The organism is Winogradskyella sp. 3972H.M.0a.05, assembly GCF_040493455.1.
Taxonomy (GTDB): domain Bacteria; phylum Bacteroidota; class Bacteroidia; order Flavobacteriales; family Flavobacteriaceae; genus Microcosmobacter.
The window spans coordinates 153,115-166,050 of sequence record NZ_JANFDA010000006.1; the positions used below are offsets into that span (position 1 = coordinate 153,115).

7 protein-coding genes are annotated in these 12,936 nt (G+C 36.4%); 1 reads left to right on the top strand and 6 read right to left on the bottom strand.

Going from position 1 to position 12,936, the window contains the following annotated elements; all coding sequences use genetic code 11:
- Positions 1–39: 39 nt before the first annotated feature.
- On the bottom strand, positions 40–885 hold the full coding sequence (locus tag NCE97_RS12955; RefSeq protein WP_353779699.1) for an alpha/beta hydrolase family protein: 846 nt from the start codon (positions 883–885) through the stop codon (positions 40–42).
- Between the two features lie 134 nt (positions 886–1,019).
- Between NCE97_RS12955 and NCE97_RS12960 the strand changes: the two genes are divergently transcribed.
- Positions 1,020–2,222, top strand: coding sequence for an alpha/beta fold hydrolase (locus NCE97_RS12960; protein ID WP_353779700.1), 1,203 nt, complete (start codon positions 1,020–1,022; stop codon positions 2,220–2,222).
- 71 nt (positions 2,223–2,293) lie between these two features.
- Here NCE97_RS12960 and NCE97_RS12965 read toward each other — a convergent pair whose 3' ends face one another.
- The 5 genes from NCE97_RS12965 to NCE97_RS12985 all read right to left on the bottom strand — a co-directional run bounded on the left by NCE97_RS12965 (position 2,294) and on the right by NCE97_RS12985 (position 12,692).
- The gene (locus tag NCE97_RS12965) at positions 2,294–5,152 is read right to left on the bottom strand and encodes an alpha-amylase family glycosyl hydrolase (protein WP_353779701.1); all 2,859 of its coding nucleotides are present in this window, start codon (positions 5,150–5,152) and stop codon (positions 2,294–2,296) included.
- Positions 5,153–5,213: 61 nt separating this feature from the next.
- Positions 5,214–7,025, bottom strand: a complete 1,812-nt coding sequence (locus NCE97_RS12970) for a SusE domain-containing protein (protein WP_353779702.1) — start codon at positions 7,023–7,025, stop codon at positions 5,214–5,216.
- Between the two features lie 10 nt (positions 7,026–7,035).
- A complete protein-coding gene (locus NCE97_RS12975; RefSeq protein WP_353779703.1) occupies positions 7,036–8,175 on the bottom strand; it encodes a SusE domain-containing protein in 1,140 nt (379 codons plus the stop codon).
- An 11-nt stretch (positions 8,176–8,186) separates the two neighbouring features.
- Positions 8,187–9,782, bottom strand: coding sequence for a RagB/SusD family nutrient uptake outer membrane protein (locus NCE97_RS12980; RefSeq protein ID WP_353779704.1), 1,596 nt, complete (start codon positions 9,780–9,782; stop codon positions 8,187–8,189).
- Between the two features lie 6 nt (positions 9,783–9,788).
- Positions 9,789–12,692: a SusC/RagA family TonB-linked outer membrane protein gene (locus NCE97_RS12985; RefSeq protein ID WP_353779705.1), complete on the bottom strand. Its 2,904-nt coding sequence runs from the start codon at positions 12,690–12,692 to the stop codon at positions 9,789–9,791.
- Positions 12,693–12,936: the final 244 nt, after the last annotated feature.

Genomic DNA, 12,936 nt, shown 5'->3' on the forward strand with positions numbered 1-12,936 from the left:
TTTGAATATTTCAATATAAACTTTTTTGATAAATAGATTTTAAACTTGGGCATCTATTATATTAAACCAAGAATCTATCTTCGGCCAAAGTAATGCATATCTGGGTTTGAAAAAATTAAAATGCCCAATGGAATCTAGTCCTATTTCTTTTGGATTAATATGCTCATGGTACTTATAAGGAGATCCATAAGACTCATATAAATGCTTAACGGATTTTTGTGGCGCCAACATCTGGTCATCAGAAAAACTTAAAAACTTCACTGGTAGATTCAAGTCCTTGTATTTTCTACTTGCGTCTTTTTCAGCTCCTAATATCCCAGATTTGTTTTTACCTAGTTTTGCCCAGTCTCTAGCTATTGATTTATGAAGGTTATACTTTCCACCATAAACAAAGGATGGTAAATAGCCAAATAAGCTAGTAAACAGTGGAATAAGAAAATACCAGAACATTACTACTTTTAGCTTAAAAACACCTGTCCAGTTTTTGTTTGACACATTTTGTGAAGCTATCAAGTAAGCCGCTTTTATTTCACAACTTTTTTCAGCCAAAGGAAATAGTTGTCCCGCAATGCTGTGTCCTAAAAAATATAGATCATCTTCGGGGAACTTTCTTTTGGCAAAATCTATGACTGAGTTCATATCTTTTCGCCCCCAATCACTTATTTTTTGTTTACAATGCTTTGGCGCTTGTTTGTGATTTACCATAGCGTAATAATCAAAACATATAACACTATAAGACAGGTCGAAATAATAATTGGCTATGTCTCTGTAAAAATTTCTTGAAACACCTATCGCTGATCCTATTATTAGCACTTTGGTGCTTTTTGGATTCCACAATACTGTGCAATTAATTTCTCTACTTTTATTTACTATTTTTATATCCATATCGATAATATTTTTTCTATTCCCCTAATTTTCAAGTCAAAAGTACTAGTGACATCACTTGATTTGAATTTGCAATTAGTATTATTATCTATGCGAAAGGGATTATTAAAATGTAATCGTCTTATTTAACATTAATGACAACTCCGATAACAAAATATGCTAGCTCAGGAAGTATAAAATTGGCCTATCAGCAAATAGGGGATGTTGGAGACTATTTAATATTAATCCCTGGTTGGGTAACGAATATCGAAGAATCGTGGAACATTCCTCAATTATCGGCTTGGTTGACCTACTTGGCTTCATTTACAAGATTGGTCATTTTTGACAAAAGAGGAACTGGTTTATCGGATAATGTAAGTCAACAAAATCTTCCAAACATTGAGCAGAGAGCGGAAGACCTCAAAATTATTATGAAATCCATAGGGATTGAAAAAGCTAATTTCATGGGATTGTCGGAAGGAGGGCCGCTCTCAATATATCTAGCTGCCAGTTTTCCTGAAATGGTTAATAGGTTAATTCTCGTTGGAAGTTTTCCGAAATGGATAAAAACTAGTGATTATCCTTACGGAAAGACAAGAGCCCAACACGATAAAATCAAAGCTTACATCTTTAAACACTGGGGAGAACCCATTGGCTTAAACTTGATGGCTCCTAGCATTAAAGACAATACAATTGCGCAAGAACAATGGGCTAGATTCTTAAGAAGAAGTGCTAGTCCAAGCAATGCCAAAGTATTATATGAGATGAATATTGAAATTGATGTACGCAATTACTTGAAGGATGTTGTCGCTCCAACATTGATTATGCATAGATTGGAGGATGCCCTAATAGAGTTTGGTCATAGCAAGTATTTACATGAACACATTGCCGACTCTCAATTAATTACTTCAAATGGTAAGGATCATTTACCTTGGTTTAGCGTAAAAAGAAAAGAGGTGATTACTATACAAACGTTTTTGAAAGATGGTAAAGCTATTGATAATCCGAAGCTAGATTTCCTGACTATTGAAGACATTTTTATATTGTATGACATAAAGGATTACGTTCAAAATCACTTTCATGAGGACTTAAAAATAAAAGACTTAGCAAGACTTTTTGGACTTAATGAATACAAAGTAAAAAGAGGTTTTAAACTGTTATTTGACACGCCTGTAATTAGTTATTTAACGGACATAAGGCTTGATAAGGCTAGTAAACTTTTAATGGGTCCAAAGGAAACCATCGAATCCATTGCTGAACAAGTTGGGTACGAACATGCCAATAATTTCTCAGTCGCTTTCAAAAGGAAATTTGGCTTATCACCAAGCAAGTATCGATCTGATATAACGAATATATAATCTCGATATCAACACAAAAAAAGCTTCTCAAATTTGAGAAGCTTTTTCATTCAATATGAAAAACTGCCTAACTACAGCTTTATTAGTTTAGAGGACATTGTTGCTCCATTATCGTTCGTGGCTTTCACTAGATATACACCTTGATTAAGATCGCTTATATCAAAAGTGGATTGTCTATCAAAATCACCTTCAAATGTTTTTATTGCCTTACCAGTAAGGTCAAATATTTGTAAACTATTTACAGAAGCACTTAAGGTAAACGATGATCTCGTTGGGTTTGGATATAATCCCAAACTCGAGATTTCAAACTCGTTTGTACTTAATGTCTCTGGTGGTTGGTTTCCATAAACTCTATACTCTCCAGGTTGAAGATTAATAGGTGCCGTTGTACTTGTAACATTAAGAGAGGTTGTTCCGTTTTCATCCATTAAATCGTACCATGTTCCTGTATAAGGGAAATCTGGAGTGACATTTTGAGCAACTACATCAAAGTTTGCTAGAATCACAACATTCCTTAATTGAGTAGTAGGAATACTATTGTCGAATACATAGATTCTTGTTATTAAGCTCCCTGAATTTATAGCATAATCGCCTTCAAACACTGGCTCGTTAATTTTTAACGAATGCATTCTAGACCAATCGTCATAAATTTTACTACGATCTGCGTCACCCAACCAGTTTTCTGCCCATTGAGGCTGCGGTTTAGTGTCTAGCTTACAATCTGGATTATTTACAGTTCCATTTGGACAAGTGAATATTGAATTATCCATACCCAATGCTCCAAAATGCCATATCATCTTAGGTCCTGGAATAAGTACAGAGACCGCACCTAATGCTGGCATTCTCGAGAGTGCAACATCCAATTCTCTGACATTATGCGATGGTGTGGAGTTATTACCAAAAACAACGCTTTCATACATCACACGCTCTTCGTCATGACTTTCTGGGTAGCCTATTAATCGAGGACCATTAAATCCTCTACTAACATGTCCCATTCTATTGATGTTATTGCTAAATCCTTGGTGTAGGTCGGTATATTCTGAGGTCATTTTACCCCACATCATCACACCTTTTCCTTCGCCAAGTCTATAATTAGCCCACTGTTGCTCTTCATTATCATTCCCAAGATGCTCAAAGATCGCATAGTGATCTGGGTCAACAGCCCAAGTATGATCAACATATTCTCTAAGTACGTCTACTCTGTCTTGCTGGTATACGTTTGTACATCCAAAGTCTCCATCAAAAGTTCCGTTACCACAGTTTTGCGTAAATCCTTTGGTTAAATCCCAACGGAATCCATCAATCTTATATTCTTCAATCCAAAACTGAACTACATTCTTCACGTACTCTCTTGTAAATGCATTACTGTGATCAAAATCACTTCCTACATTAAAAGAATGCGTAGGGAATACATTAAAGTAAGGATTGTCAGTTGCTGGTCCTCCCCATCCGTCTCCGTCTGGGTCATCCATCCACATTCTTACTAATGGATTTCTTCCAAATGCATGGTTGAACGCAATATCCAAGATTACAGCAATGCCATTTTGGTGGCATACGTCTACAAATTCTTTAAACTTATCTGGTGTACCATAAAACTTGTCTAGCGCCATGTGGAATGACGTGTTATAGCCCCAACTTTCATTGCCTTCAAACTCCATTACTGGCATAAGCTCAATAGCATTGACATTTAGGTCTTTAAAGTAATCGATACGATCTATTAAATCTTGATAATTTCTATCGGCATCGAAGTCTCTGACTAAAACTTCATAAACAATTAAATCTTCTTCTTTTGGTTTTGAAAAATTGTCAACTACCCAGTTGTATGGTGTTTGACCAGTCTGCAAAACAGTTACCTCACGCTGCTGTCCTGTTGGGTAAGCAGGAAGGTTTGGAAACGTAGATGCTGGAATGAAAGGATCATCAAATGGTGAAAGTACTAAAGATGAATATGGATCTGCCGTTTTTACTAATGATGGTGATCCTGAAATAGGATTAGTATCAAACACCCAATACTGATAGGTTTCTACTTGTCCCGGAGTTAATCCTGAAAGTTCTAACCAAAACTTTCCAGTACCTGGATCCCTCTTCATAATATCTGAATCAGTTGGAGAATACCCATTCCAACTACCGGCTACTTGGATAAATTCTTTTCCTGGTGCTGTAAGCACTAAGGTTGCCATAGTTGGGTCAGCATCATAGTTGATTCCGTCGGTTAAGCCTCCTGGTAAAGCTTCTTCAACAACAGTTGGTATCACCAACACATCTAATCTGGCTTCTGCAGTATCTGTTGAGCTTGGAGGTGTTCCTACAAATCGTATTTGTCCACTTTCAGTGATATTCGTTACTGATCCATTACAATTAGGAAATCCACAGCTTCCTGTGTCTACAAGAACATCATTATAATACACTTCAAAAGAACCCATTACTGTAGTTGATCCTCCAGAAATTATCGTTGCAGTTACATTTACTGTTCCTCCTGAAGCTACTAATATTAAATCTTCTGTTGGAGAACTAACTTCAACTCTAACTCTACCTACATCAGCAAAATAATCTATACTTTGATTAGACCCATCTTGTGATTTGATAAGGTATCCTATTCTAGAAATGCCTGTATTTTCGTAAAACGTGGTTGGTGTTAACGTATAGCTATACGTACCATCCATGTTGTCTGTAAACTTCGCTGTTTCAGGAGAATCAAAAAAGTCTGTTCCTGTTGCAGTAGGGTTATTTATTTGCACATCGTTAGAATCGAAATGCCATGCCCAAAGGTAAATGTCTGATACACCCCATTGTGCAACTGGGTCAAAATCAGAAACTGTTATTGTAATTTCTTCATCTTCATCAAAGGATGAAGGCGTAATTGTTAATGTTTGTGCAGGGCCGTACACAAAGCAAAACATTAATAATAAAAAAGGTACTTTTTTAATCATAGCAGTTTAGAGTTAAAAAAAGGCTATGTTTTCACATAGCCTTGTATTTATTCAAATTTTATCAATTTAAAGAAATTGTAAAGTTACCTGTGTCTAGAGTCAAGGTATAAGTTCCTGGCGTTCCATTGAAGAAGAAATTGTTATCTCCATCCATAGCATCATTAAAGTTACCATCAATAGTATAACCTTCTCCTTGATAATGAGGATAATTTAATCCTGAAGCCCAATCACTATTCACTGTAAAGAATCTGAAAGCATCATTAGTAAACTCTACATCTCCTGAATATACTCCTGGTCCTACACATGGTAGCGCCACTGGAGTATCCCAAGACCATCCTGCATCTACAACTCCTGCTCCTACTAACCATAATTGGTCATATTCGCATTCAGATTGCTCTGGACCAACAGTAATCAGTTTGTTGACATCATCTACAGTTAGGTAATATGTCCCTGGTGTACCATTGAAGAAGAAGTTATTATCTCCATCCATGGCATCATTAAAGTTAGCGTCAATAGTGTAACCATTTCCTGCATAGGTAGGATAGTTAGTACCACTTCCCCAATCACTATTTACAGTAAAGAATCTAAAGGCATCGTTAGTAAACTCTACATTACCAGCATAAGTACCTGTACCAACGCAAGGTAATGCTACTGGCGTATCCCAAGACCATCCTGCATCTACAATACCTGCTCCTACTAACCATAATTGATCAAAATTACAGTTTGGCCCTACTACTGGAGGCCCTAAAGTAATGGTCTTTGCTTGTGTGTCTAATTCAATAAAATATTCTCCTGGTGTACCATTGAAGAAGAAGTTACTGTCTCCATCCATGGCATTGTTGAAGTTACTATCTATTGTATAGTTTAGAGCTTCATAATAAGGATAGTTCAATCCAGATCCCCAATCGTTATTCACAGTAAAGAATCTGAAAGCATCATTCGTTAAGTTGATATTACCAGAGTACTTGTTTCCTTGTAATGGTAATTCAATTGGTGTATCCCATGACCATCCTGCATCTACTGCTCCTGCTCCAACAACATATAATATCGGCGCTAACTCAATGCTATAAGGTGTTACTGTAATTGTAGTCGCTTCAGAATAACGCTCCATGTTGCCACCTTCCATTTCAATAGTTGCCTTAATTCTGATATCCATAGCGCTTGCTTCTTCAGCTACTAAACCAGAATTTAATGCATCTTCATTGAACGCTTCGTGTGTTCTAGATAAGGTCGTTGCACTGTTTTCAGTTGCTACAGTTACTGGACTAGCAAAGTTAGTTCCACCTTCAGCAAACTGAACTTCGTAATTAACAACAGCTGAACTGTTTTCTCCAAAGTCAGGATCGTCCCAATCAATGGTTATGGCAACATCATTTGGTGTAGTTTCAACAAGTACAATTGAAAATGTACTATCTGGACTCGTAATCATCGGAACTGTTTGTGCATACGAAGACACACTAAAGTTTACAATGTTAGAGTCGACATCTCCTGTAGATACTCTCATAAACACAGGGAAAGGTTCAAATGCTTGCCCTCCTGCATCTAGGACTGTGTCGTTAAACTCTGCAACAGACATTGAGAATGTATTCGTAGTTGAAGATCCTATAACTGAAGGATTTTCGAACAACGGATCCACATCCAACTCTACCATATATCCTCCAGAACCGTCAGTAAGACCATCATTCCATACAATAGTGAATGCGGTACTTTCTGGTAAGTTAAAATTCAGATTAATGTTAGAAATCGATGGTTGTATAATCTCTAATGCTGGGTCTGGTTGAGTGATATCAATACTCTCCTGAGTCTCACATCCAGCAAGAATAAAGAACAATCCTAATAAAGGGTATCCTAATTTTTTAATTATATTTTTCATATCGCTTTTTTTATAAGTTAAGTGGAATCATGATATAACCTCCTGTAAGGTCATTGAACCAAACTTCATATTCATCTTCCACAACTACAGGAATATTACTTCCTCCTTCGGTAGCTACACCAGAAAACTCTGTTGAACCACCCCAAGTTGAGCCTGTATTAGTCATGAATTGTAAATCTCCAGGTGCTAACGAAACATTACCTGCATACCAAATATGCGAATCGAAAGCTAAAGGAGTCATTGACACATCACCTCCAGTCGATCCCGAACCTTGTAGTGTAATACTTGTATAGTCAGCTGCTCCTGTTGCGTTAAATGCTTCAACAGTGTAGCTCATATCTGAAAAGTTGACTGTAAACGTGTAAAAACCGTCTGCTTCAATTCCGAAACGTCCTGGATCGCTATCTTGAGTTCCAGGATTTCCTGCTATACCTCCAGAAGCTTCGATAGGATCACTTCCATCTGGGTAAGTTGTTCCCCATTGTGGTTGCCATAAACCTCTAGTTTCTAAAACCTTAAATCTACCGTCGCCTTCACCTCCACCACCTTTGGTAAAGAAACCTGTATATCTGTAAAGATTACTGTTTTCAGCATCTCTAATTAATGGTGGGTTATTGTTATTGTTGTTCCAATCTGCTGCAGTACCATTACCTACTAAGTAGTAATCTTCGAAAGCATAATTGAAGAACGGAAACACCTCAAAACTTATCACATTAGAACTTACTGGAAGTCCATTTTGCGTTCCAATAGACGAAACCACTCTTGCATAAATGGTATTCCATGCAAAAGGCGGTAAGCCTGCAGCGCCTACTGCAGAGTTTAGCTCGTTCATTGACAGTGTTACAGAATTTGTACCAGTAACATTTGTAGCTGTTATTGGTGCTGTAAATGCCATATCCGAAGATACCTCTACAGCATAGTTTTCTGAAGCTGGCTGACCATAATCAGCAACTGTCCAAGCAAAAGTAACTGCAGGGTTCCCAGTATTGATAGCATCTAATTCAACCATTGAATTGGTAAGATCCGATAATACTACTGGTGTAGTCTCAGTAGCTGTAAATACTGATGAGTCATCTTCACAGGATACTGCAAAAATCGCCACCATGCATATCGCTACAGAAAAAGTTAATATTTTTTGTATTCTCTTCATTGTTATCATTTTTAGTACCCAGGGTTCTGAGTTAAATTTGGATTAGATGATAGACTCAAATTAGGAATTGGATATAAGTCGAAATGATTTGGAATTGCAATTCCATTACTACCATTTCCTTTCCAAGCCCAGTTATAATTACCTCCAGTGTATAAACCGTAACGAATTAAATCTTGACGTCTATGAGCTTCCCAATGTAGCTCTCTTGATCTTTCATCCAAGATGAATTGTAACGTTAAATCCGTTTCGTCAATCATGTTAGGGTTGTTAGCACGAGTACGCAATTCGTTAACCAATTGCACTGCAGTTGATACAGATCCTCCGCCACCTCTTAGCGTCGCTTCAGCATACATTAAATACACGTCTGCTAATCTAAATAATGGGAAATCGGTATCTACAAAAGTTTGATCTACTCCAAAACCACCTGTAGAGGTTGCATTAGAATACTTTTGAATTATAAATCCTGTATCTCTATCCGATATATCTACAATACCAATAGGTCTTCCTTCAGAAATGATTGTATTTCTTGCATCACTCCCAAAATCTCCACCTTGCCAAAGCTCGGCAAACTCTCTTCTTACTCTAAGGGCTCCACCCCATCCGCCAGCGCCAACGCCAACTTCTTCTCCATTTACTTCAATACTACCAACTGAACCGTTAACCATTACAGTTGTTGGCCCAAAGTTTTGAGTAGTAAATCCATCTGATACTATAGGGAAGATAATTTCCTTGTTAGCAGAGTTTGTATTGTTATCTGCCATGAAGTTGTGCAGGTAGTTATCAGCTAACTCATATCCAGAACCTAATAGTTGATTACAATAATTCAAACAATCTGCATATCTATCTTGTCCTATGTATACTTGTGCATTGAGATATAGTTTTGCTAAAATCATATAAGCAACACCTCTATCTGCTCTACCATATTCATTTTGTCCTGCAGCAATTAAATCTGACTCTATTGCTAGTAATTCAGACTCAATGAAAGAGAATAACTCAGCTCTATTAGCTTCAGGCAAAACAGCATTGATAGGATCTGCTTCAGTACCAAAGTTGGCTTTTCCGAATAAATCCATCATATAATAATATGATAATGCTCTCAACAATCTTGCTTCAGCTCGGAAAGCTACAATCTCTTGTCTTGTAGCTTGAGAAACACCTCTACTATCCAATTTAGCATCTGTAGTTTCTCTCAAGAAATTGTTAGCCAATGCTATTGTAAGGTGAGTTCTACTGTACATTCCTAAGATCAATGGATTTTGCGCAGTCCATATGTTTCTTTGAAGTTCACGTGTTCCAGGATCGTTTTCATAAGACCAAATCATTTGATCTGCTGCAAGGGTTTGCATGTATAATAATACTCTACCAAATTGGCTAGTACCTGCATCAATTCCTTCAATATTAGAAGATCCTGCTCCTTCGGTTCCGGTAAGAGCTAAGTTGGCATAAACACCTGCAATTACTTGCCTGTATGCGCCTTCATTTTGAAATAGCTCGCTACCTAATAACGTATCATCATCGTTTGGAGTAATATTTAAATCGTCAGTACAAGAGACTATAAATATTAGCATCAACGATAGGATACCAACTATACTAATTCTTTTTTTCATAGTTTTTTAAAATTTAATATTAGCACCAACTAAAATATTTCTTGATCTAGGGTAAATGGTATTATCAATACCATTAAACACTTCTGGGTCTAGACCACTATACTCAGTTATAACAAATACATTTTGTACACCTCCCCAAAGTCTCACGCTTTTTAAGACGTCACTAATGTTGCGGAAAGTATACCCAAGTGTAATGTTATCCATTCTTAGGAAAGATGCATTTTCAACATATGCATCTGATATAATATTATCAGCTGTTCTTTGGAAATTAGTCTGTAACACAGACGTAGGGATATTTCCTAAAACAGAGTTATCTAGTAATAATTCGTACTGCGCTCTTGCAGAGTTTACGTTGTTGTAAACGTAGTTACCAATATTTGCTCTTAAGTTAAAAGAGAAATCAAAATTCTTGTAATTAAAGTTTGATTGGAATCCTAAAACAACATCTGCATCTGGAGACTCTTTCAAGTATCTATCTTCATCATTAATGATGTTATCTCCATTAAGATCTGCATAGGCTCCTTCGATTAGTCTACCTTGAGAGTCTCTAAGCTGTTTGAACACATAGAAAGAGTTAGGTGCTTCACCTTCTCTAAATAACTGGATGAAGTTTCCTGTACCACCAGCAATACCTCCTGTGGTTACATCTTGTCCGAAAGCAAGTTCAGTAATTTCTCTATCTAAGAATGTCGCATTGAAATTCACATCCCAAGACATGTCTTCTTTATTGATGATATCTAAATTCGTAGTGAACTCAATACCCTGGATTCTTAAGTTTCCAATATTCTGAATGACACTGTTAGAGAAGTTACTACCATCTGGTACTGGCGCATTAAATAGAAGATCTTCTGAATCTTTTTGGAAGAAATTCAAACTACCTGAAACTTTATCATTAAAAAGTCCATAATCAATACCAACTTCTATAGTTTGTGTTTCCTCCCATTTTAAATCTGGATTGATTTCTGAAGGAATCAACGAAGCTACTACAGTATTACCAAATTGGAACTGAGAGTTTTCATTACCAGTTCTATAACGACTTAAGAATAAGTCTGTATCTGTAATCTCTTGCTGACCAGTGATTCCATAACCTACTCTTAATTTTAAGTTTGAAATCGTATTAGAATCTTTCAAGAAGTCTTCATCACTAACTTGCCATGCAAGTGCTCCTGAATAGAAATTACCCCATCTATTGTCTTCACTAAATCTAGACGTTCCATCTCTTCTGTAAGTAAAGGTCGCTAGGTATTTCTCGTTATATTTCACATTAGCTCTTCCAAAAAATCCGATGAGAACAATATCTGGATCCGCAAACGTATCTCCAATGCTCAATGGATCTACTCTATTCCCTGTGAAGAATCCTTCGTTAGTAAACTTCTGGTAAGAGTAACCTCCCATAATCTCAGTATCAAAATCGCCAAATTCTCTTTTGTAACTTAATGTTCCATCTAAAGATTGGTTCTTTCTTATTTGATAATTAACAGAGCTATTTGCAGAAATGTCATCATTTGTTGCAAATACAGAGTTGTTAGTAACAAACCCTTCTGTCTCATCATATCCTAAGTTAATTGTAGCTCTAAGTTCTGGTAAAAAATGAAACTTATAATCTAAGTTAATATTACCAAATACTCTTTGAGAGTCTCCTATGTTATTCGTTTGTAATAAAGAAGCAACAGGGTTTGTTGTTCCGTTAGACAACACATTTCCATCTCTATGCTGGTAGAAACCTCCAAAAGGAGATGTAGGATCTAGCACTGGTTGCGTAGGGTCGTAACGTAATGCAGCACCGATCTGACCTGTATCAGCAAATCTATTATCTTCAAAAGATAAGTTAGCATTCACATTAACTTTCAAGTGATCGTCAAAAAGACTAGGGTTTAATGATAAAGACAAGTTTCTTCTATCAAACAACGATGTCAACAACGCTCCTTCTTGTTTTGTGACTCCAAAAGAAAAACGTGTTGGCAATACATTGAATAAAGATCCTCGTAAAGTTACATTATGAAGTGCCGATACTGTTTCTCTAAAAATCTCATCTTGCCAATTTGTATTCGCAGTACCAAGTAAACTTGTATCTAAATTAGATCCGTTAATTGGTTGAGAGTTTACTAAGTTTCTAAACTCATCTGCAGAAAATACATCTATTTCATCAGCGTTTTCACCAAACGTAAATTGAACGTCATAATCTGCACTAAATGTAGATCGTCCTTTCTTTGTTACAATGATGATGACACCGTTAGATGCTCTAGAACCATAAATTGCAGTTGCCGAAGCATCTTTCAAAACAGAAAATGATTCTATGTCGTTAGGATTAATACTTGCTAAAATTCCTCGAGAACCATTTACGTTATCATTCGTAATTGGTAACCCGTCTATTACTATCAATGGATTATTAGATGCATTAATTGATGATCCTCCTCTAATTCTAATTTCAGAACCAGTACCTGGAGCTCCATCGAGCTTTACAGTAACACCAGCTACACGACCACTAAGAAGGTTTTCTGGAGTTACAATATTTCCTCTTGTAAAATCTTTGGAAGTTATGGCTTCTACTGACCCAGTCGCATCCTTTTTGGTTGTTGTACCATATCCAATAAGTACAACTTCGTTTAATTGCGCGATATCTTCAGCAAGTGCTACATCAAGAGTTGATCCTCCTGTATAAGTCACTTCCATGTTTTTATATCCTAGGTAAGAAAAAACTACAACGTCTCCCTGATTTAGGTTGATGGTATATTTTCCATCAAAATCTGTAGATGCACCGTTAGTTGTTCCTTTAACGATAACATTTACTCCCGGAAGAGGTAAACCATTAGCTTCATCTGTTACAGTACCCGAAACTGATGTTTGGGAAAACGCCAAACAAGGAATCAAGAAAACAAATAACAGAAGGCTATTTAAAACTGTTTTCATACACATTAATTATTGTTAAATTGGTTTAGTTAAGGTTTATATTTATTACTTCTCGGGTTAAATCTAATGTAAATTTTATGTTAAACCTTAGCCCAATTTTTGCGAAAACGTTTTCGTGTTAACAACTTTTCCAAAAAAGGCAATTATTCAATAAAAACGGGCGAAAAATACCATTTACATAAAAAGGATATGTAAAAATTATGAAGTTAGGAATGCAAACTCAAATTTAACGTATATTAGCTTA

Coding starts and splice junctions, on each gene's coding strand:
- NCE97_RS12955 (WP_353779699.1), bottom strand. CDS start 885: ATGGATATAAAAATAGTAAATAAAAGTAGAGAAATTAATTGCACAGTA.
- NCE97_RS12985 (WP_353779705.1), bottom strand. CDS start 12,692: ATGAAAACAGTTTTAAATAGCCTTCTGTTATTTGTTTTCTTGATTCCT.
- NCE97_RS12965 (WP_353779701.1), bottom strand. CDS start 5,152: ATGATTAAAAAAGTACCTTTTTTATTATTAATGTTTTGCTTTGTGTAC.
- NCE97_RS12975 (WP_353779703.1), bottom strand. CDS start 8,175: ATGAAGAGAATACAAAAAATATTAACTTTTTCTGTAGCGATATGCATG.
- NCE97_RS12970 (WP_353779702.1), bottom strand. CDS start 7,025: ATGAAAAATATAATTAAAAAATTAGGATACCCTTTATTAGGATTGTTC.
- NCE97_RS12980 (WP_353779704.1), bottom strand. CDS start 9,782: ATGAAAAAAAGAATTAGTATAGTTGGTATCCTATCGTTGATGCTAATA.
- NCE97_RS12960 (WP_353779700.1), top strand. CDS start 1,020: ATGACAACTCCGATAACAAAATATGCTAGCTCAGGAAGTATAAAATTG.